The sequence below is a fragment of the Hymenobacter setariae genome, assembly GCF_007713685.1.
In the GTDB taxonomy this organism is placed as follows: Bacteria; Bacteroidota; Bacteroidia; order Cytophagales; family Hymenobacteraceae; genus Hymenobacter; species Hymenobacter setariae.
The window spans coordinates 237,980-259,133 of sequence record NZ_VMRJ01000002.1; the positions used below are offsets into that span (position 1 = coordinate 237,980).

Here is a 21,154-nt window from a genome sequence, read left to right on the forward strand (position 1 = left end):
GCCTGCTTCTTAACCGCAACTTCTAGCTAAACAATTCCTCTTTATGGCGACCCTGACCGACGACAAAACGCCGCGTAACGATAGCCTCATCAGCAACCTCACCGGCTACCTCGACACGCGCATCGACATCGTGCGCCTCGAAACTCAGGAGAAGGTTAAGGGTGTGTTTGTGAGCACCGTACACGGCGTAGCCCTAGCCTTCCTAGGTATACTATTTATCGTGTTTGGCTCCATTTACCTGGGCCTAGCTCTAAACCAAGCACTTGATAGCCCGTCGGCCGGCTTTGGGCTGGTAGCGGCGCTGTACCTAGTATTGGCAGTCCTTTTCTTTGTGGGCGTCGATAAAAAAGTATTTCAGGGTGTAGCAGATAAGCTGCTCAATAACACCATTTATAAATCGGATAAGCGCGACGCAGCGAAGTAATTTGCTCAGCTGGCGGTGCCGCGGCACCCTGCTACGCCCAGCCCACCTAGGGCACCTGCCCCCACGTTTCTCTCCTCTACTTAGCAACCAACACCTATTATGGCTGAGCCGAACAACCCGCTGTTTGAAGACGAAAAGGAATTTCTGGAGCGCAAAAAGCTCGAGTATGAACGGGCTTTGCGCGGTGATGTCGAAGAAATAAAAGAGCAAACCATTCACGCTGGCAAAGTAGCGCTCGTAGGCGCTGGCATTGCGGGCGGCGTGTGGCTGCTAGTGAAAGCCTTCAGTGGCAGCAAAGCCAAGAAAAAGCACAAGAAGCATAAGCGTGATTCTTCTTTTGAAGATTATGCCGGCTTTGATGGCTACGAAGGCTACGACGATGATGACCATGACCAAGAGCTAGACTCCTTGGCCACGGCCTACCACTCGCCTGAGTATGCCTACGACCATGCCAACCGCTATGCCGAGGAAGACGGCTTTTACCAAGAAGGTAGCCGAGCTGACTACTTCCAAGACGAAGACGAGGACAGCGAGGCCGATGACAACGGCCTGAGCGACTACCCTGACTTCCCGGCCCACTCTAGCCCGCAGCACGGCGCTGATGCATACAGCGAAGACTTGACGGACACGGACACCACGTATGGTAGCCACGCCGACACGGGCATGTATAACTCTGATAGTGGGGTATACCACACCGACGAGGACCACGGCGACTACGACCAAGAAGACACTGAGCCGGCCCACTCGTTTGCTTCTGCCAACTCCTACCAAGCACGCCCATACGATGATAGCCGCCGCCTGCCCGAGTCGAACAGCTTTGCCGAGCCAGGAGACGAAGAAAAGCCTGCGCAACCCACTGTAGATAAGGCTGCTGAACCGAAGAAGCCGTGGCTGATACCGGCCGTAATGGCCTTCGCCCAAAGCGAAACCGGTAAAGTACTAGTAGCGCAGGCAGCGGCCATGGCCCTAGCCTTCGTGAGTAGCAAGGTGAAGGATATTCTGCCGCGTAATGAAGACAAAGCCGGCAAAAATGCCGACCTTGCACATTCATCGGCCTTGGCAGGCGCTTCGCCCGCTGTTTGGCCTGCTACTACTGCCGCTCAGGATGCCTCTGCTGCCGCCCATCACGACGCCAACACCAACACTCCCCGCGAGCCGCTTGCTTGACACGCTGGCCGGGCTGCGGCTACGTAGGCGCAAAGCCTTAGCCGTACTGCTCGACCCCGATGATTTTGCCGCCGATAGCCTGCGCCATCTGCTGCACCTGACCCGGCAACATCCGGTTGATTTTTTCCTCGTTGGGGGCAGCCTAGTGCTTACTGAGCACCAGGCTGCCCTCATTGCGTTATTGAAAGCGGAAGCGCCACAGGTGCCCGTTATCTTGTTTCCGAGCCACGCGCTGCACGTAGACTCCGCTGCCGACGGTATTTTGCTGCTCTCGCTCATTTCGGGGCGCAATCCTGATTTTCTTATTGGGCAACACGTGGTAGCTGCGCCGCGCTTGCGCCAGAGCGGCTTGCAGTTGCTACCTACCGGCTACATGTTGGTTGACAGCGGCCGGCCTACTACGGCATCGTACATCAGTGGTACCATGCCCTTGCCACACGATAAGCCGAGCATTGCAGCGGCCACTGCCATGGCTGGCGAGCAGCTAGGCCTCCGCCTAATGTACCTCGATGGGGGCAGCGGAGCCCAGCACCCCGTATCGGCCGCCATGATACGCGCCGTGCGCGAAGCCGTGGAGGTGCCCCTCATCGTGGGCGGTGGGCTAAACACCGGCGAGAAGATTTACACCGCCCTAGGTGCCGGCGCCGACCTAGTAGTAGTCGGCAACCACATCGAGCGGGCTCCCGACTTCTTGGCCGAAGCTGTTGCCGCAACCCGCGAGGCTGGGCGCGGCCTAGTAGAGGTTAGTTGAGTTATAGCTTCAGCTTAGGTTCTTATAACAACAAAGGCTGCCCTAGGGCAGCCTTTGTTGTTATAAGAACCTATAAAATCTGATTCATCCGGGAAAACCTGATAAATCCGTAGTTCAGGCAATTAGATGTTCATGGCCGACTCACGGCGGCGCATCTTACCAGCCGGGATGCCGAACATCATCTTGAAGCGGCGGCAGAAATAAGCCGTGTCTTTGTAGCCCACCTCGCGGCCGATATCACGAATACTTTTCTTGGTGGTACGCAGCAGCGACACCGCGCGCTCCATGCGCTGGTACTCAATGTAGTCCTGCGGGTTGATATTGGTCAGCATCTTAAAGTACTGGCCTACATAGTCCTCGCTTACACCAGCTACGCCGGCAAGCACCTTGTTAGAAAGGTCGCCGCTCAGGTTCTCCTTAATGAAGTTGAACAGGTCGATGAGGCGCGGGTCTTTGAAGTAGGTGCTGTTGGTGGCAAGCTGCTCCACAAACAGGTTGTTGCGCAGAATGTAGCGCACCACTTCTACCACGATGTTTTCGGTGTAGATGCTTACTAGCCGTTCGCGACCCGGCAAATCTTGTAGCGTTTCTTCAACAACTTTGATGATGAGGTTAGCCAGCTTAGAATTGCCTTTGATAACAAAGGCCGGCACGTCGAGAGACGAGAAAAAGTTAACCGAATCGAACACCTTGGCCTCGAAGGCTACGAAGCTGTGGCTTTCTTCCGCATCGCCAATCAGGTCAAGATTGTCATTCGATGAGAAGAACCGGTCCTTGTTTGTAATCAGGTCATCGTTAGAAATAACGCGGCTGCTAGCTCCGGCGCCGTAGCCGATACGGGTGGCGCGGCCGCCCGGCACAAATAGCAGTTCGCCTTCTTCTACAACTTGCTCATCCTCACCGAAGCGAATTTGGCCCCGGTGCAGTAAAATAATATTATTACCCACGTCATATACGTTGCGGGCCGTAAAGCCTTGCCGTAGTACCAAATTCTTGGCCTTTATGTAGCGGACCCCTAGTGATTCGATGACTTTATTGTAATCTTCCATAAGTTAATGAGTAGCTCTTGGGTATAATGGGTGTTAAAAGTGCCGAAAGTTACGACTTAATAATCCAATAAAGCATGGAAAAATTCAGTAAAAATAAAAACCCAGGCCAAAAAGCCTGGGTTTTGTGCAAAATGCTTGAAAACGAGGCCTGCAAAGGCCCTATTTGAGGATTTCCCGCGATATCACAATTTTCTGAATCTCAGAAGTGCCCTCGTAAATCTGCGTGATTTTGGCGTCGCGCATGAAGCGTTCTACGTGGTACTCCTTCACAAAGCCGTAGCCGCCGTGAATTTGGACAGCCTCAACCGAAGCGTCCATGGCCGTCTTGGAAGCGAAGAGTTTAGCCATAGCGCCGCTCTTGGCGTAGTCGGCGCCATTGTCTTTATCAGCAGCAGCTTTCAAGCATAGCAGGCGAGCCGCCTCCACATTGGTAGCCATGTCGGCCAGCTTGAACTGAATGGCTTGGTGCTTGGCAATTTCTACCCCAAATGCCTTGCGCTCCTTAGCATACTTGATGCTGAGCTCCAGCGAGCCTGAAGCAATGCCTAGGGCCTGCGCCGCAATGCCGATGCGCCCGCCTGCCAGCACCTGCATGGCAAACTTGAAGCCGAAGCCGTCCTCACCGATGCGGTTCTCTTTAGGCACCTTCACGTCGGTGAAGAGCAGCGAGCAGGTATCGGAGCCCCGAATACCGAGCTTGTTTTCCTTAGGCCCTTGCTGAAAGCCGGGCATGTCCTTGTCTACAATCAGCACGTTGATGCCGCGTGACTTTAGCTCGGGGTTGGTTTGGGCAATAACGAGGTATACCGAGGCGGTAGTACCGTTAGTAATCCAGTTCTTGGTACCGTTCAGGAGGTAGTAGTCGCCCATGTCCTCAGCGGTGGTGCGCTGGCTGGTAGCGTCGGAGCCCGCCTCTGGCTCAGAAAGGGCAAAGGCACCAATGATTTCGCCCGAGCACAGGCGCGGCAGGTACTTCTGCTTCTGCTCCTCGGTGCCATACTTCTCGAGGCCCCAGCACACTAGCGAGTTGTTGACTGACATGATAACCGAGCACGAGGCATCGACTTTGGAGATTTCCTCCATGGCCAGCACGTAGCTCACGGTGTCGAGGCCCGAGCCGCCGTACTCAGGGCTCACCATCATGCCCATGAAGCCGAGCTCGCCCATCTTCTTGATTTGCTCGGTCGGAAATTTCTGGTGCTCGTCGCGCTCAATGACGCCAGCCCATAGCTCGCTCTGGGCAAAGTCGCGGGCCGCGTCGCGTACCGCTAGCTGCTCTTCGGTGAGCTGAAAGGGTGAGGTGGGGGCAGTGGTGGTTATCATACGGGGTGGGGGCCGAAGCCAGGGGGTAGAATAGAGTGAAAAAGAGACACGAAAATACGGCCTAGGGTGCATGTGGGCCGAAAAAAAGTCGTCATGCCGAATACTGGCATGACGACTTTTTAGTTCATTGCTAAGCAGATAAGGCTGCTTTAGTTGCGGCGGCTACCGCCCAGGAAAATGCTGACGTAGTAGAGCAGCGTAGCCAGCGAGCTGAGCGCGGCTACCACATAGGTCATAGCAGCCCACCGGAGCGCGTCTTTGGCTCCGGCGTGCTCCTGGGTCGTTACCACCCCGCTACGGTCCATCCAGGCTAGTGCACGGCTCGACGCGTCGAACTCGACAGGCAGCGTGACGAACGAGAACAGCGTAGTGAGCGCAAACAGCGCAATGCCGATACCTAGGGGAATAACACTGGTGCGTATCATGAAGATACCCGCCAGCAAAATGAAGGGCATAAACTTCGACACAGCCGACAGCGCCGGTACCATAGCCGAGCGGAACTTCAAGAAGCTATACGCCTGGGCGTGCTGCACGGCGTGGCCGCACTCGTGGGCAGCCACGGCAGCGGCCGCTACCGAGCGCTCGTTGTACACGTCGGCGCTAAGGTTCACGGTTTTATTGGTAGGGTCGTAGTGGTCGGTAAGGCTACCGTCGGTGCTGGTAATCTGCACATCGTAGATGCCGTGGTCGGCGAGCATTTTAGCAGCCACTTCGCGGCCACTCAGGTTGGCACGCAAGCCCACCTGGCCATACTCTTTGAACTTGCTGCGCAGTCGCCACTGCACCGCAGCGCTGGCAACCATTATTAAAATCAGAAGCAGGTACATAATGAAGAAAAGATGAAGTAGCTAGTTAAACGGCTAGCCTCCGGCAGCGGTTGCCCCTAGGTAGACGCACAACCTAGCCGCGTGCTTTAGCCACAATACTCGAGGTACTATAGCCGGCTACCAGCGGCACGGTCAGAACTTGCCCGCCTCTATTTAACACCAATTCGTGCCCCACAATTCCGTCAATCGCGTAGTCGTCGCCCTTCACTAGGATGTCGGGCTGCACCAGCTCGATGAGCTGAAGCGGCGTGGGCTCACCAAACAGCACCACGGCATCGACGAAGGCCAGTGCGGCCATAATGCGGGCCCGCGAGGTCTGGTCTTGCAGCGGCCGGCCGGGCTTGAGAGCGCTTACCGAGGCATCGGTATTCAGGCCCACCACCAGGCGGTCGCCAAGGGCGCGGGCCTTTTCTAAGTAATCAACGTGCCCTAGGTGCAGCAAATCGAAGCAGCCATTGGTGAACACAATGCGCTCGCCAGCGGCGCGCCAAGTGGCGAGGGCGGCAGGCAGCTGCTCGGGGGTGAGGATTTTATCGGCAGTCATGAAAGCAGACTAAAGAAGGCCGCTGCTAGCGGCGAAAGGTAGAAGCTAGGTAGTCGGTAAGCGCTAGCGCATCGGCATGCTCGGCGGGCACCCGCGACTGGAAAAATACGGTCGTGAAGGGGGCGAAGAAAATGTAGTCGCGCGTAAGCATGGCCGTGCCATTATGGAAGCGGCCGCTGGTGCGGGCGGCTACATGGCCGGCTATTTGGCCAAGCTGCTCGGGGCCGCGCTCCCAGTTGGGGGCGTCGCGTAGGTTGACCTCATTATAGCTGTCGAGGTAGGCCTGCTCGCGGCCGCTAAACCCGTTAATCTGGTTTTGAATAATAATGGACATACCCAGCGCCGGGTTATAAAACTCATTGCCTTCACGCTCCCACTCTGGACCGCTGGGCACCTCAATTGTGCCAATGCCTTCTAGGTTCCGGCGACTAAGCGCTACGTTGGGCTGCGGGGGCGGCGTGTCAAACAGGCTAGGGAAGGAGGCGCCCCTTTTTCGGCCTTGGTACGTGCGCACGTAAAACAGTATCCCTACAAAGGCTACCAGCAAAACGACGAAGAAGGCCGGGTGACTAAAAAACTGCATAGTGGCAGGTGGGTTAAGCAGTGAGTACGATTGACTCCAAACCTAACGCAGCGCCGGTCAATAGGATGCAGCTAGCTAATCGTACTACTCCGTAGTAAGCGGCTCGTGGGCTAGGGCCTCGGCTTCGTCCACCACATTGCCTTTGTCGGCCGCAGCCACGGCTACGAAGCTGATGCCACCCATTAGCACCACCAGCAAGGTTTGGGCGCCGTGTACCACCAGCGCGTAGGCAATGCCGGCCTCTTTGCTGATGCCGTACACCAGCAAGATGCCCTGTACTAGCACGTGAAAGGGCCCGATGCCACCCGCTACCGGTGCGGCCATGCCAAACGCGCCGAAAGTGAGTACTGCCAGCCCAGCGCGCATGTCGAGGCCGTAGGTTTCGGGAAAGCAGAAGAAAGCTAGGTAGTCGAGTAGGTAGTATACCAGCCAGGTAAAGAACGTGTGGAGTAAGAAAAGCCCCTTCTTCTTGAGCTTAAGCACACTGAAAACGCCCGCCAACAGGCCCTTCACAAACACGATACCTTTGTTAAAGAGCGCGTTCTGCCGCAGCTTCTCCAGATTGCGGAAGAGGGCGTAGCCCACGCTGGCCAATAGCCCTAGCCCCACAATGGCTGCCACCACCAGCGGCGTGGGGTTGCGGGCGATGGTGTCGGCCTTGCCACCTAGCAACTCATCATTGAAGAAGCCCCAGAACGTTTTAAAGTCGAGCAGCAGCGTGCTGCTTAGCAAAAGCAGCAGCATTATCACGTCGATTACGCGCTCGGTCACGACGGTACCTAGGGCTACTTGCACCGGTACGCCGCTGGTGCGCCGCAGCACCGAGCACCGGATGACCTCGCCCGCACGCGGCAGCACTAGGTTGGCGAGGTAGCCCACCATCATAGCGTGGTACACTTTCCAGTAGGGGGCAGGGTTCTGCGAAGCGTCGAGCTGCATTTGCCAGCGGTAGGCGCGGCTGAAGTACCCTAGGGCCGAAAGTATGAGCGAAAGGCTCAGCCAGAAGTAATTGGCTGTGCGGATGTAGTGCCCGATGCGCGATAAGTCTTGGCCGCGCACCGCGTACCACATCAGCGCCCCCGAGATGCTGAGCAGCAACGCGTACTTAAGGACAGTAAGAAGGTGCTTCATGAGGTTTTCTAGCGGTTAACTATTGGCTGTTAGCTACTAGCCTCTCCGTATAGAAAAAGCTAGTAGCTAACAGCTAGGAGCTAGCAGCTCAAGAAAGGCGATTGTGCTGGTCGGGAAAAATGACGGTCGGCTTGTGGTCGCGGGCCTCTTTAAAATCAACCAGCGCGTAAGAAAACACGATAATCACATCGCCCACGGCCACGCGGCGGGCGGCGGGACCATTGAGGCAGATGGTACCCGTGCCACGCTCGCCCCGGATGGTGTAGGTTTCGAGGCGCTCGCCGTTGTTGACATTCACCACCGTTACCTTCTCGTTTTCAACCATATTGGCGGCGTCAAGCAGGTCTTCGTCGATGGTGATGCTGCCTACATAGTGCAGCTCGGCCTGGGTAACCTTAACGCGGTGAATCTTGGATTTAAGAACTTCGATGTGCATAAAAGCAGGATAAAATAGCCCTCAAAGATACCAGTCTCAGGCGTCTATCCTCTGTAGCGGCTGCCGAGGCCGGGCGCAGGATGTGTAGGACGGACAGGGGGGTACTGCGTAGCTTAGCCGCCCAACCTGCTGCCTAGCTCTCTTTCAGTCGTATGAAAATCACCAAGCTGCTCGTCGCCAATCGGGGAGAAATTGCCATTCGCGTGTTTCGCGCCGCTTCCGAACTCGGCATTCCCACGGTAGCCCTCTACACCTACGAAGACCGGTATTCGCTGCACCGCTACAAGGCCGACGAGGCCTACCAGATTGGGCGCGACGACGAGCCGCTGCGGCCCTACCTCGATATTGAGGGCGTAATTAAAGTAGCCAAGGAAAACGGCGCCAACGCCATTCACCCCGGCTACGGCTTCCTGAGCGAAAACGCTACGCTGGCCCGGCGCTGCCGCGAGGAAGGCATCATCTTCGTGGGCCCGCGCCCCGAGGTGATGGAAGCCCTAGGTGACAAAGTAGCCGCCAAAGAGGTAGCCTTGAAGTGCGGCGTGCCGCTCATCGAAAGCTCGGAGCAAGACCTGACCGACATCGACGTGGCCCTAGCCGAGGCCCACCGCATCGGCTACCCCGTGATGTTGAAAGCCGCCAGCGGCGGCGGTGGCCGCGGCATGCGCGTCATTCGCGACGACGAGCAGCTGGCTAAGGGCTTCTTCGAAGCTCGCAACGAGGCGCAGAACGCCTTTGGCGACGATACGGTATTCCTGGAAAAGTTTGTGGAGCGGCCCAAGCACATCGAGGTGCAGCTGGTGGGCGACCAGCACGGCCACCTCACGCACCTCTACGAGCGCGACTGCTCGGTGCAGCGCCGCTTCCAGAAGGTGGTAGAGGTGGCCCCGGCCGTAGACCTAACCGAGTCGCTACGCAGCAAGCTCTACGAATACGCCTTGCAGATTGGCCGTGCCGTGGGCTACGATAACGTAGGCACGGTCGAGTTCTTGGTCAACCCCGAACTCGACCGCATTTATTTCATCGAAGTGAACCCCCGCATCCAGGTCGAGCACACCGTGACCGAGATGATAACGGGCGTGGACTTGATTAAAACCCAGCTCTTCATTGCCTCGGGCTTCCCGCTCGAAGCACCCGAAATCGGCCTAGGTCCCGATGTGGTGGTGCCACGCATGGGGGTGGCCGTGCAGTGCCGCATCACGACCGAAGACGCCACCAACGACTTTAAGCCTGACTACGGCACGGTGGTGGCCTACCGCTCGGCGGGCGGCTTCGGTATTCGGCTCGACCAGGGTTCGGTGTACCAGGGTGCGGTTATTTCGCCGTTCTTCGATTCTTTACTAGTGAAGGTGTCAACCCAGGCGCCCACGCTGGCCAGCGCGGCTCAGAAGATGCTGCGCACCTTGGATGAGTTTCGGGTACGCGGGGTGAAAACCAACATGCAGTTCTTGCAGAATATCGTCCGCAATGCCGACTTCCAAGCCGGCCACGCCACGGTAGACTTTATTAAGGACCACCCCGAACTACTGCAGTTTAAGACCCGGCTCGACCGCGCCACGCGCACCCTCAATTTCATCGGGGAGATAACCGTGAACGGCAACCCCGACGTAGCCGGCCGCGTGGACGAGCGCCGCCAGATTCGCAAGCCTCCGCTGCCCGCCGCCGACCTCAGCGTGGCCCCCGCCGATGGTACCCGCCAGAAGCTGCTGGCCCTAGGCCCCGATGAGTTTGCCAAGTGGCTGCGCGCCGAGCCCGCCATCCACTACACCGACACCACGCTGCGCGACGCCCACCAGAGCCTGCTGGCTACCCGCATGCGCACCATCGACATGCTGAAGGTGGCCGACCGCTACGCCCGCCAGCACCCGCAGACGTTCTCGATGGAGGTGTGGGGCGGTGCGACCTTCGACGTGGCCCTGCGCTTTTTGCACGAAGACCCCTGGGCTCGCCTCACGCGGCTGCGCACAGCGGTGCCTAACATCATGTTGCAAATGCTGATACGCGGGGCTAATGGGGTGGGCTACAAAGCGTATCCGGATAATCTGACGGAAAAATTTGTAGCTACGGCCAGCGAAAAAGGCATCGACCTGTTCCGCATCTTCGACTCCTTGAACTGGATGAAGGGCATGGAAGGCTGCATCAACTACGTGCGCAAGCAAACGCCCGGCCTGGCCGAAGGCAGCATCTGCTACACCGGCGACATCCTGGATACCAGCCGGCCCAAGTACAACCTCGACTACTACCTCACGCTGGCGCGCCAACTAGAGGAAGCGGGTGCGCACATTCTCTGCATCAAGGATATGGCCGGCTTGCTCAAGCCCTACGCCGCCGCCGAGCTGATACCCGCGCTGCGCGAAACGGTGAAAATTCCGATTCATCTGCACACCCACGATACCAGCAGCCTGCAGCCCGCCACCTACCTCAAGGCCGTGGAAGCGGGCGTAAACGTTATTGATGTGGCCCTAGGTGGTCTCTCAGGCCTTACCTCGCAGCCCAACTTCAACTCGGTGGTGGAGATGCTGCGCCACTCGCCCCGCCACCGCGAGTTCGACCAAACCAGCCTCAACCAATTCAGCGACTACTTCGAGGCGTTGCGCGAGCAGTATTATCCCTTCGAGAGCGGCCTGCTGGCCGGTACGGCCGAGGTCTACGAGCACGAAATACCGGGCGGGCAGTACTCCAACCTGCGGCCCCAGGCGGCGGCCCTAGGGCTGCTTGACAAGTTTGGAGAAGTGAAGCAGCGCTTCCACGATGCCAATGAACTGCTCGGCGACATTCCGAAGGTGACGCCTTCCTCGAAGGTGGTCGGCGACTTGTCCCTATTTATGGTGTCTAATAACTTGACGCCGCAAGACGTGCTGGAGAAAGGCCCGACGCTGAATTTCCCCGAGTCGGTGCGCGAGCTGCTGCGCGGCGACATTGGCCAGCCCGAGGGCGGGTGGCCCACGGACATTCAACACGCCGTGCTGCGCGACGAGAAGCCCTTTACTGAGCGGCCGGGCGAGCATTTGGCGCCCATCGACTTCGAGAAGGAGTGGGCCGAATTTGAGAAAACGCACCCCTACGCGCAGTTTACCGACCTGCTTTCTAGCCTGCTCTATCCCAAGGTGTTTGCCGATTACTGGGAATTTCGCAAGAGCTACGGCGACGTGAGCCGCGTGCCCACGCCCGTGTTCTTTTTTGGCCTGAAGGAAGGCGAGGAAACTATTATCGAAATAGCGCGGGGCAAGTCGATTATTATCCGCTTGCAAAGCATCGGCCCAGTCAACGCTGAGGGTATGCGCACCATGTTCTTCACCCTCAACGGCCAGACGCGTAACCTGGAGATACGCGACCAGGGCGTGGAAGTGAAAACCGTGCACAACGCCAAGGCCGACCGCGCCAATTCAAAGCAGATTGCCGCTCCGCTGCAAGGCCTGCTCAGTAAAATGCTGGTAGAAGCCGGCCAGCAGGTCACGAAAAACACGCCACTCTTCGTTATCGAAGCCATGAAGATGGAAACCACCATCACTGCCCCCGACGACCTTACGGTAGGTACCATCACCCTAGGCGAAGGCACCCGCGTGCTGGCCGATGACCTGGTGCTGACGGTGGCCTAGCAGCTTGTCGCCATTATTCCCTAGTTTGTAGCAGATTACCTAAACCCAGTAAGAAGCCAGCTCATGCGCACCTCGCTTTTAGTTCTTGCCTGCCTTGCACTGCCACTAGTAGGAATGGCGCAGATTAGTGATTTGCACACCGACCCGCGCGGCGGCACCCTCAACGACCGGTTTGCCCTAGGTTACTTCATGGCCCCCCGAGCCAATGAATCCGTGCAAGGCAGTGTATTCCTAATGCCGGCCTGGGCCCCTGGCCAACTGCTGCTCAATGGTAATAGCAAGCCGATAGAGGCCCCGCTCAAATACGACGTGCACAACCAAGAGGTGCGGGCCAAGCGGCCCAATGGCGACTCAGTAGCGGTGTCCGTGACGAAGGTAAAAGAATTTACGCTCGCCACGCGGCGCTTTGTGTGCTACCCGGCCCCCACACTGCCCACCGAAGTAGGCGGTGGCTGCGGCGAAGTACTGGCTGATGGCACCCACGCACAACTACTAAAGTTTGTGCGCAAAACTATTGTGAAGCAGGCTACTCAAGGCAGTGCCTATGCGTCAAGCTCAAGCGTTGATGCCCTGGAGGCCCAAACTGCTTACTACCTGCGCTGGGCCGATGGCCGCTTTGTGCCTATGCGCCTCAAGCGCGGTAGTCTCGAGCAGGCCCTTGCCGGCCAGCCGGCCGCCTTGGCTGCCCTTAAGGCCCGCAAGGGCAACCTAGGCAGCGAAGCCGATATGGCTGCCGCCGTGGTAGCCATCGACCCATTGCTTACCGCGCCCACGCGCTAGTTTTTAATTACTCTTAATGCGTATTTCCTTGCTTCTGGGCTGCTTAGCGGTAGCCAGTACTTTGTCGGCCACCGCCCAAACCAAAACGGCCGTGTCGGCCGCGACGGTGAAGCGCGTGCTCACCACCCTAGCTGCCGACGATATGCAGGGCCGCGCCACTGGCCAGCCCGGCCAGCTGAAAGCGGCCGAGTTCTTGGCCGGCGAGTTCAAGCGTATCGGCTTGCAGCCGCTGCCGGGCCAGAATAGCTTCATGCAGGAGTTTCCGGCCTATCAGTCGGGCGTGACCAGCCTGCAAGTGACGCTCAATGGCGCGCCGGTAGCCGCTAGCCGGGCTTTTGCCCTCACTACACAGTCTCAGCTAAGCTGGACAGAGCGCGACAGTGTGCAGGTGTTGGTGCTAGGGCCAGAAGAAAAAGTGCAGGCGCACTACCGGGAGATTCTGCGGCCTAGCAAAAACACGCTCGTCGTATTTGACCCCGCGCAAGCGGCTACTTTTCAGTCCATGCTGAGCCAATTTGGCAAGCCTAGGCTGCGCGGCGAAGCTACTAGCAGCACCTACTCGAGCGTGCTAGTGTTGGCTGAAGCAGCTACGCCCAAAGTCACTACCTTCCGAGTGGCCGCCAGCGCCGCTACCAACGCCGTGACTTTGCGCAACGTGGTGGGCTATCTGCCCGGTCGCGACGCCAAGCTGGCCCCGGAGAAAGTCATTTTTTCGGGCCACTACGACCACCTAGGAATTATCAAGCCTGTGGCCGGTGACTCCATCGCCAACGGCGCCGACGACGATGCCAGCGGCACCACGGCGGTGGTGGCTTTGGCCGAATACTTTAAAAAGCGCAACGACAACGCTAGGTCATTGATTTTTGTGGCCTTCACGGCCGAGGAAATAGGCGGCTTTGGCGCGCGCTACTTCACCAAGCAGCTCGACCCGAAGGAGATAGTAGCCATGTTCAATATCGAGATGATAGGCAAGGAAGCCAAGTTCGGTCCCAAAACGGCTTTCATCACGGGCTACGACAAGTCAGATTTTGGCAAGCTACTGCAAGCCAATCTGCAAGGCACTGAGTTCAAGTTTGAGCCCGACCCATACCCCGAGCAAAACCTGTTCTATCGCTCCGACAACGCCACGCTGGCCCAGCTAGGCGTGCCCGCCCACACCATCAGCACCGACCAGATTCCGACCGACAAGCTCTACCACAGCGTCGACGACGAAGTCAGTAGCCTCGATGTGAAGAATATGACCAACGTTATTTCAGCTATTGCGCGCAGCGCCACTGGCATTGTAGCTGGGCAGCAAACGCCCACGCGCGTGGCACCTGAGCCGGCTGGCAAGTAGCAGCGGCACCTAGCACTAAAGCAAGGTGCCTGTGAAGTTTGTAGATTGTAACCGGGGCCGGATGGGGTTGTACCTTCCGGCCCCCATCCATTTTTAGGCGTTTACTCGGTATGCTACACTCCCGTTTTCAGCTGCGCCGCTGGGCCTTTGGGGCTGGCCTCCTGGGCTACCTGCTCCTGCTTGGCAGCCCCTCGGCCCGCGCCCAAACGCCCCTCGGCCAGCCCTCGCTCGACGAAGCCAAGGTGCAGGTGTGGTGCGCCACGGCGCGCTTCGTGTACGAAGATGCCGGCCGCCCCAACCTTAAGCGCACGCTGCGCTGCGACGGCAACCTAAGCACCCTGGCCACTAGCCTGCGCCCCGACAGCCTGCGAGTGTATTCGCTGCTGTATGCCCCCATCGAGGGGCAGGGGCGCATCTATAAAGGGTTGAAGGACAACCCGGCTCGCATAGCGGCACTTACTAAGGCTATTATTGCCCGCCTGCGGTCGTCGCCCGCCCGTCAGCGCGACCCCGCTCGCCTAGCCCGCCTGCAAGGGCTCGAAAAAAAGCTGACTGACTACGTGACAACCGGCCTGCCCCCCGGCCGCGAAGAGGAAGCCCCTACGGCCGATACCTCAGTGCGTGCTGCCCCTGGCGTGGCCGAGGCTGCCGAAGCTGGTGCTGCCAGTGGGCCGGCTGCCCGCGCCAGTGCCCCCGCCACCGAGCCCGTGCTCAACCGCTTTTTTGCGCCACTAGCCCTCATTCTGAGCATTGTAAGCTTGGTGTTGTTTGCCTTGCTGCGCGTAAGCATGAGCCGCGAGATTCGCCAAATGCGGCGTATGACCAGCCTAGCCTCTGAGCTGAGCCCCGCCCAGCAGCGGCAGGTAGAAGAAATGGTGGCCCGCCGCGTGGCCGAGGCCCTGCGCGAGCGCGAAAGCGAATCCCCGAGCCCGCCCGCGGGTTCAGCGGCTACCTAGGGCGGGGCCCGGTGGGCCGCCAATGACCTTCGACTCTCTCCTCCCAGCTCTATGAAAGCAACCTCTATTTCGGCCGCGGCGGCGAGTTTATTGCTGCTGGCGGCTTGCCGCACGTCGCCGCCCCGCCACGCCGGTATTTCTCCTTCCAAAACCAACGGCGGCCACGATGCCCTCACCGAGTCGGCAATTGCCGAGCGCTCGCAACCCACCGCTACTTCTACTGCCTTGACCTACCCCCAAACGCGCCGCGATGCGCACACCGACAACTACTTCGGCACCACCGTGGCCGACCCCTACCGCTGGCTCGAAGAGCTAGACTCGCCCGAAACCAAAGCCTGGGTGACGGCCGAAAACCAGGTGACCTTCGACTATCTTAGCCGCATCCCGTTTCGCGACAAGGTGCGCGAGCGCCTCACTACCCTCTGGAACTACGAGCGCTACGGCGTACCCAGCGTAGAGGGCGACTTGCTAATTTTCAGCAAGAATGATGGCCTGCAAAACCAAGCGGTGGTGTACGCCGTGAAGAAAGGCGAGCCGCTTGAGAACGCTGTGGTGCTGCTCGACCCCAACAAGTTTTCGGCCGATGGCACTACTGCCCTGGCCGGCATGCACTTCAGCAACGACCACCGCTACCTGGCTTATGCTACCAGTGGTGGCGGCTCCGACTGGCAGAAGGTGCACCTGCTCGACATGCAAACCCGCCAGCCCCTGCCCGACGAGCTAAACTGGGTAAAGGTATCGGACATTTCGTGGGCCGGTAAAGGCTTCTACTACAGCGGCTACGACGCGCCTAAGGCTGGCGAAAACAGCCTAGCCGGTAAAAATGAGTACCACAAGGTGTACTACCACCAACTCGGCACCCCGCAGAGCCAAGACAAGCTGGTGTACGAAGACAAAACCAAAGCCCTAGGTTTCCGCATTGCGGGCGTAACGGAGGATGAGCGCTTTCTTTTTCTCTCGCTTACCGACAGCAAGGCCGATGGCAACCAGCTACTGGTGCGCGACCTCAAAGACCCCAAACAAGCTACTACCTGGGCCACGCTGCAACCCAGCTACGAGTACGATACCAGTGTAATCGGCAACGTGGGCGGCGAGCTGCTGGTGTACACCAACGACCACGCGCCCAACTACAAAGTGGTGCGCATCGACCCCAAGCACCCACAGCCGGCCAGTTGGAAAACCGTAATTCCGGAAGCCAAGGAAAAGCTCGAAGGCATCAGCCAGGCGGCGGGCATGCTGCTGGCTACCTACCTGCACGACGCTAGCTCGCAGGTGAAGGTGTACACCGAAGACGGTAAGTATAAGCACGATGTAGAGCTGCCAGCCATCGGCACGGCGGGCGGCTTTGGCGGGCGGCGCACTGATAAGGACCTGTATTACGCGTTTACGTCGTTTACCTACCCCACCACCATCTACAAGTACGACCCAGCCACCAACCAAAGCACCGTATTTAAGGCACCGAAGGTGGACGTGAAACCAGAGGACTACCTCACCACGCAGGTGTTCTACGCCAGCAAGGACGGTACTAAGATTCCGATGTTCATCACCCACAAAAAGGGGGTGAAGCTCAACGGCAAAAACCCGACGTACCTCTACGCTTACGGCGGCTTTAACGTGTCACTGACGCCAGGCTTCTCGGCCGCGCGCATGCTGTGGTTGGAGAATGGCGGCGTGCTGGCCATTCCTAACCTGCGCGGCGGCGGCGAATACGGCGAGGCCTGGCACAAGGCCGGCATGACGCCCAATAAGCAAAATGTCTTTGACGACTTTATCGCGGCGGCCGAGTACCTGAAGGTCCTAGGGTATGCCGACGCCGACCACCTTGCTATTGCGGGCGGCTCGAACGGTGGACTACTAGTAGGCGCTACCATGACCCAGCGGCCCGACCTCTGCAAGGTGGCCTTCCCGGCCGTGGGCGTGATGGATATGCTACGCTACCAGAAGTTTACTATTGGCTGGAACTGGGCGCCCGAGTACGGCACTTCCGACGACAAGGCGCAGTTTGAGAACCTCTACAAGTTCTCGCCGCTGCACACCCTTAAGCCCGGCACCAGCTACCCCGCCACGCTCATCACCACCGCCGACCACGACGACCGTGTGGTGCCGGCGCACTCCTTCAAGTTTGCCGCTCAGCTGCAAGCCGACCAAGCTGGCAATAACCCCACACTCATCCGCATCGACGTAAACGCGGGCCACGGCGCTGGCAAAAGCACTAAACTGCAAATCGACGAGTGGGCCGACATCTGGAGCTTTGCCTTCTACAACATGGGCGTGACCCCGATGGGCAAGTAGGAGCCGCTACTAACCGAAAAAAACACGTTTGTCATGCTGAGCTTGCGAAGCATCTTATCACGTCAGGGTTATCAGCTCTAACGTGTTAAGATGCTTCGCAAGCTCAGCATGACAAACGTGTTTTAAAGGACGTGGTGGGCACCCTAGGGCATGCCTTTGCCACCTGCCGAGCCATAAATCTGGCCGGTGGCATAACTGGCATCACTGGCAGCAAGCTGCACATAAATGCTGGCCAGCTCGACAGGCTGTCCGGGGCGCTTCATCGGCGTGTTACCGCCAAATTCCTTCAGCTTTTCCTGAGTGGCGCCGCCGCTCACTTGCAAGGGCGTCCAGATAGGGCCAGGTGCTACGCCATTTACACGGATACCCTTAGGTGCTAGCTGCTTGGCCAGCGAGCGCACGTAATTAGTGGTGGCTGCCTTGGTTTGGGCGTAGTCGTAGAGGTCCTCCGAAGGGTCAGTGGCCTGCTCCGAGGTGCTGCCAATGATGGCCGAGCCGGGCGGCAGGTGCGGCAGCGCGGCTTTGATAATCCAGAACGGCGCGTAGATGTTGGTCTTCATCGTCCAGTCAAACTGCTCGGTCGAGATGTCCAATATAGAAGCGTGCGCTTGCTGCCGGCCGGCGTTGCTGACCACGATGTCGAGCCCGCCTAGCTGTCGCACAGCCTCATCGACTAGCTTCTTGCAAAAAGCCTCGTCGCGCAGGTCGCCCGGAATGGCAATGCCCTTGCGGCCTTCCTTCTTGATAAGAGCAATAACTTCTTTAGCATCCGCCTCTTCGGCAGGTAAGTAGTTGATGGCTACATCGGCGCCCTCGCGGGCGTATGCAATAGCCGCGGCGCGGCCCATGCCCGAGTCGCCACCCGTGATGAGGGCCTTGCGGCCTTGCAAGCGGCCCGAACCTTTATAGCTGGTTTCGCCGTGGTCAGGCTTGGGGTCCATCTGGCTGGCTAGGCCGGGCCAGGGCTGCGACTGACCTTTGAAGGGAGGCCTAGGGTACTTGGTGGTGGGGTCTTGCAACGGAGCTGCGGTAGGCCCAGGGGCCGCCTCGGCCGATAAGATGGGCGATACGGCCGCAGCAGCTAGGCTGGCACCTAGGCCACCGAGCAGCTTGCGCCGGCTAATGTTGTTTTCTTCTTCCATGAGATAGCACGTTGGTTAGCTAAGTGAGTATCGGCTTAGCTAAACGAAACAGCTGCTAGGAAGTTGTTATGGTTAAGCTTACTAAGATAGTTGAGAATAGTAGTATAGAAGTAGTTGGGCAGGCTGATAAGTAGTTTGGCGCGCAGTGCGGACCTAGGCGGCCGCTTCTAAAAAATAATGTCCGACTGAATCACTACAGTCGGACATTGAGGCGCAGTAGCAATAAGCGCTTGACTACTCTACCACTTCCAGCACCGTGCGGAAGGAAACGTAGTTACCCTTAAACTTTTTGTCCATTTCCTCGCGTAGGGCGGGGGCAAAATGCTCCTGGTAGGCTTCCAATTGCTCGAGGCTAATGGCAAAATATTGAGCGGCATACGTGATGCCGTCGTCTTCCTCATTGAGTAGGCGCAGCAAGCTGCTTTTGATGAAGCAGCCGGTGCCCACTACTTCGGCCATATGGTGGCCAAGCATATAAGCTACCCACTCATCGGCAATGCGGGGCTCGAGGCTGGTCGTAACGTTGTATAGAATCATGAGAGTGAAAATAGGGCGCGTAGCACGAGTTCTGTGCTACCGCAGCTTTGTGGCCGCTCAGCAACAAGCTGAAGGCAGGCCGGTCATTAATACGAAGATTTAGTTTGGTACGGGCATCGCCGCTCGCAGTTCATTGGCCAGTACCTGCACTAGCTCGGCGGCGGGCAGGGCGCGTGCCAGCCCCACTCCGGTGCCGGCCCACTGCACGGCAAAGCCGGGCTCTCCGGCTTGCTGAGCGGCGGCCACCAAAGCCTTGCCAGCCAGGTAAGCCCGCGAGTAGGCGGCAGTGGTCGGCCGGCCCGGCTGGTCAATATCCAGCATAAAGCGGTTAATCAAGCCCCGCGCCGGCCGCCCCGAAATAACATCGGTGAGCGCCGTGGGCAGAGGCGGCTGCTGAAGCAGCGCCGCTCGGTACGCCGCACTAGCCCCCGACTCTGGGCAGGCGATAAAGGCAGTGCCCAGCTGCGCAGCCGCCGCGCCCGCGCTTAGCGCTGCTGCTATGTCGGCCCCAGTCATAAGCCCGCCGGCTGTCACTATGGGCAAGGGTAGGGCCTGCGCCAGTTGTCGCGTTAGGGTGAGTGCTGGCAAAAAGGTGTCAGTTGCAACATCGAACACGCCGCGGTGCCCGCCGGCCTCAATGCCCTGGGCCACTAGCGCATCGGCACCTAGGGCCGCGGCGGCTTGGCCCTCGGCCACCGACGTAACGCACGCGAGCAGCAATACGCCGGCTTGGCGCAGGGCACTGGCTTGCGCCGCTGTGGGCAAGCCAAAGTGAAAGCTCACCACCCGCGGCCGAGCGGCTATTAACACTTGCAGTAAGGCATCGTGCACCCGGAAGCTGGGGTATACTTCCGTCAGGCTGGTGGGCGGCTCACTGCCTAGCTCTTGGAAGTAAGGCCGTAGATAGGTCAGCCAGTTCGCATCGTGAGCAGGGTCGGGCGTGGCTGGCTCGTGGCAAAAAACATTGACGTTAAACGGCCGGTCCGTGGCCGTTTGCAGCTCAGTTAATTGCTGAGCCACTACCACCGCATCTGGGGGGGCGCCTGTCGCCAAGGAGCCTAGTGCGCCGGCCCGCGACACGGCCAGGGCCAGTGCCAAAGTAGACACCCCAGCCATCGGAGCCTGAATAATGGGATGCGTAAGGGCAACGCGGTCACAAAATGCGTTCATAAGCTAGCGGCTTTGCCTCTGGTTAACCAAGCGGCAAAGCACAGGGTTTGGCCCCTATTCCTCACACCCGCATGGGGTCAAACTGAAAATCGTTGATGCGGGCCTGAATGTCTTGGGGCGAAAGCTTCTCGCGGGCGGCGGCTTGGGCAAGGGCAGGTAGCTCCTGGTCACCCGCTAGGCGCAGGGTCAGAATTTGCTTAAGGGTGAGATTCTTCTCTAGCTCTGCAAAGCGCTGCCCACTCACTTCAAAGTAGCGCTGACGCACTTCGACCCGCGCTATGCGGTCTTGTAAGATGAGGGCATAGTGCTGCCGCAACATCACAAGCGCCACAAAGAAAAAGAGCGTAACGGCCGCTAGCGAAAACCAAAGTCGCGAAATCTCAGAATCATCGCCGGCCACGCCCACATAGCGGCGTATGGTATAAATGACCATTACCAGCGTGAGCGGCAGCAACACAAAATGGTGCAGCGGATAATAGCGAACGGGATTTTTGGCAGCCATGCGAGAGGGCGAAAAAAGCGAAGGAAAGAGTAGGAATAAGCGCAAACGAAAAAACTCCGGCCAGGGCCGGAGTTTTCCAACTTAATTCTAACTGAATGTGCTTGTGGTTAGTCGCGAGCGGCTTTCTCAGCTTTGCGCTGGGCTTTCAATTGCTCTTTGGCAGCCTTTTCTTGCATACGAGCCGATTTCTCAGCGTTTTGCTGCATCTTAAGCTGCTCTTTCTGCTGCTTGGCAGCGGCGCGCTGGGCGCGCATCTGGTGCTTGAGGTCGTCGGCTTGCTGCTGCTGCGCTTGCAGCTCGCGCTTGCTTTCTTTCACCGATTCGTTGGCAGCCCGGCGCTGTTCGCGCTGCTGCTCGTAGGTAGCTTTTGCATCCTGCGAGGTAGGGGCGGGCGTAAGCGTCGGGTCAGTTGGGGTCGTTTGGGCGTGGGCCGATGTAGCGGCCAGGCTAGCTACAGCAAAGGCGGCTAGCAAAAATACTTTTTTCATGAGAATAGGATGAGCAGCTAACTAGCTGAGCTACTTTAACGTGAAAAGCCTAGGTGAAGGTTAGGGTAAGTTTTTGATGCGGCCAGTGCAAAGCACGCCGAGCTTCTACTTAGCCAAGCA

Annotated in this window: 20 protein-coding genes; 8 read left to right on the forward strand and 12 right to left on the reverse strand. The window is 58.4% G+C overall.

Features of this window, described 5'->3' with window-relative positions; translation table 11 throughout:
- Window positions 1–43 precede the first annotated feature (43 nt).
- The 3 genes from FNT36_RS07525 to FNT36_RS07535 all read left to right on the forward strand — a co-directional run bounded on the left by FNT36_RS07525 (window position 44) and on the right by FNT36_RS07535 (window position 2,342).
- Window positions 44–424 (forward strand): phage holin family protein, encoded by a 381-nt coding sequence (locus FNT36_RS07525; protein ID WP_144846045.1) that lies wholly within the window; start codon window positions 44–46, stop codon window positions 422–424.
- A 99-nt stretch (window positions 425–523) separates the two neighbouring features.
- Window positions 524–1,591 (forward strand): hypothetical protein, encoded by a 1,068-nt coding sequence (locus FNT36_RS07530; protein WP_144846047.1) that lies wholly within the window; start codon window positions 524–526, stop codon window positions 1,589–1,591.
- Window positions 1,530–2,342: a geranylgeranylglyceryl/heptaprenylglyceryl phosphate synthase gene (locus FNT36_RS07535; RefSeq protein ID WP_144846049.1), complete on the forward strand. Its 813-nt coding sequence runs from the start codon at window positions 1,530–1,532 to the stop codon at window positions 2,340–2,342. Before FNT36_RS07530 ends, FNT36_RS07535 begins: the two co-directional genes overlap by 62 nt.
- A 122-nt stretch (window positions 2,343–2,464) precedes the next feature.
- On the opposite strand, the gene FNT36_RS07540 is transcribed toward FNT36_RS07535, so the two are convergent.
- The 7 genes from FNT36_RS07540 to panD form a co-directional block, all read right to left on the reverse strand.
- Window positions 2,465–3,391, reverse strand: a complete 927-nt coding sequence (locus FNT36_RS07540) for a helix-turn-helix domain-containing protein (protein ID WP_144846051.1) — start codon at window positions 3,389–3,391, stop codon at window positions 2,465–2,467.
- A 159-nt stretch (window positions 3,392–3,550) separates the two neighbouring features.
- The gene (locus tag FNT36_RS07545; protein ID WP_144846053.1) at window positions 3,551–4,714 is read right to left on the reverse strand and encodes an acyl-CoA dehydrogenase; all 1,164 of its coding nucleotides are present in this window, start codon (window positions 4,712–4,714) and stop codon (window positions 3,551–3,553) included.
- Window positions 4,715–4,863: 149 nt separating this feature from the next.
- Window positions 4,864–5,541, reverse strand: a complete 678-nt coding sequence (locus FNT36_RS07550; RefSeq protein WP_233635757.1) for a zinc metallopeptidase — start codon at window positions 5,539–5,541, stop codon at window positions 4,864–4,866.
- Between the two features lie 73 nt (window positions 5,542–5,614).
- Window positions 5,615–6,085, reverse strand: coding sequence for a D-glycero-beta-D-manno-heptose 1-phosphate adenylyltransferase (gene rfaE2, locus FNT36_RS07555; protein ID WP_144846055.1), 471 nt, complete (start codon window positions 6,083–6,085; stop codon window positions 5,615–5,617).
- A gap of 25 nt (window positions 6,086–6,110) precedes the next feature.
- Entirely contained in the window at window positions 6,111–6,668 is a 558-nt protein-coding gene (locus tag FNT36_RS07560) for a hypothetical protein (RefSeq protein WP_144846057.1), read from the reverse strand.
- An 84-nt stretch (window positions 6,669–6,752) separates the two neighbouring features.
- Window positions 6,753–7,799, reverse strand: a complete 1,047-nt coding sequence (locus tag FNT36_RS07565; protein WP_144846059.1) for a lysylphosphatidylglycerol synthase transmembrane domain-containing protein — start codon at window positions 7,797–7,799, stop codon at window positions 6,753–6,755.
- Window positions 7,800–7,887: 88 nt separating this feature from the next.
- Window positions 7,888–8,235 carry an aspartate 1-decarboxylase gene (gene panD, locus FNT36_RS07570; protein ID WP_144846061.1) on the reverse strand — a complete coding sequence of 116 codons (348 nt, stop codon included), beginning with the start codon at window positions 8,233–8,235 and terminating at the stop codon, window positions 7,888–7,890.
- Between the two features lie 152 nt (window positions 8,236–8,387).
- On the opposite strand from panD, the gene FNT36_RS07575 reads away from it, so the two are divergent.
- The 5 genes from FNT36_RS07575 to FNT36_RS07595 all read left to right on the forward strand — a co-directional run bounded on the left by FNT36_RS07575 (window position 8,388) and on the right by FNT36_RS07595 (window position 17,195).
- Window positions 8,388–11,831 carry a pyruvate carboxylase gene (locus FNT36_RS07575; protein ID WP_144846063.1) on the forward strand — a complete coding sequence of 1,148 codons (3,444 nt, stop codon included), beginning with the start codon at window positions 8,388–8,390 and terminating at the stop codon, window positions 11,829–11,831.
- A gap of 114 nt (window positions 11,832–11,945) precedes the next feature.
- Entirely contained in the window at window positions 11,946–12,611 is a 666-nt protein-coding gene (locus FNT36_RS07580) for a hypothetical protein (RefSeq protein ID WP_144846065.1), read from the forward strand.
- A gap of 16 nt (window positions 12,612–12,627) precedes the next feature.
- Window positions 12,628–13,947 carry a M20/M25/M40 family metallo-hydrolase gene (locus tag FNT36_RS07585; protein ID WP_144846067.1) on the forward strand — a complete coding sequence of 440 codons (1,320 nt, stop codon included), beginning with the start codon at window positions 12,628–12,630 and terminating at the stop codon, window positions 13,945–13,947.
- A gap of 110 nt (window positions 13,948–14,057) precedes the next feature.
- Entirely contained in the window at window positions 14,058–14,903 is an 846-nt protein-coding gene (locus FNT36_RS07590; RefSeq protein ID WP_144846069.1) for a hypothetical protein, read from the forward strand.
- Window positions 14,904–14,954: 51 nt separating this feature from the next.
- On the forward strand, window positions 14,955–17,195 hold the full coding sequence (locus FNT36_RS07595) for a prolyl oligopeptidase family serine peptidase (RefSeq protein ID WP_144846071.1): 2,241 nt from the start codon (window positions 14,955–14,957) through the stop codon (window positions 17,193–17,195).
- Between the two features lie 143 nt (window positions 17,196–17,338).
- Here the strand turns inward: FNT36_RS07595 and FNT36_RS07600 are convergent, their stop codons facing one another.
- The 5 genes from FNT36_RS07600 to FNT36_RS07620 form a co-directional block, all read right to left on the reverse strand.
- A complete protein-coding gene (locus FNT36_RS07600; RefSeq protein ID WP_144846073.1) occupies window positions 17,339–18,337 on the reverse strand; it encodes an SDR family oxidoreductase in 999 nt (332 codons plus the stop codon).
- A 234-nt stretch (window positions 18,338–18,571) separates the two neighbouring features.
- Window positions 18,572–18,874 carry a DUF4286 family protein gene (locus FNT36_RS07605; RefSeq protein WP_144846075.1) on the reverse strand — a complete coding sequence of 101 codons (303 nt, stop codon included), beginning with the start codon at window positions 18,872–18,874 and terminating at the stop codon, window positions 18,572–18,574.
- Between the two features lie 99 nt (window positions 18,875–18,973).
- The gene (locus FNT36_RS07610; protein WP_144846077.1) at window positions 18,974–20,044 is read right to left on the reverse strand and encodes an NAD(P)H-dependent flavin oxidoreductase; all 1,071 of its coding nucleotides are present in this window, start codon (window positions 20,042–20,044) and stop codon (window positions 18,974–18,976) included.
- A 61-nt stretch (window positions 20,045–20,105) separates the two neighbouring features.
- Entirely contained in the window at window positions 20,106–20,546 is a 441-nt protein-coding gene (locus FNT36_RS07615) for a DUF6526 family protein (RefSeq protein WP_144846079.1), read from the reverse strand.
- 107 nt (window positions 20,547–20,653) lie between these two features.
- Window positions 20,654–21,034, reverse strand: coding sequence for a hypothetical protein (locus tag FNT36_RS07620; RefSeq protein ID WP_144846081.1), 381 nt, complete (start codon window positions 21,032–21,034; stop codon window positions 20,654–20,656).
- Window positions 21,035–21,154: the final 120 nt, after the last annotated feature.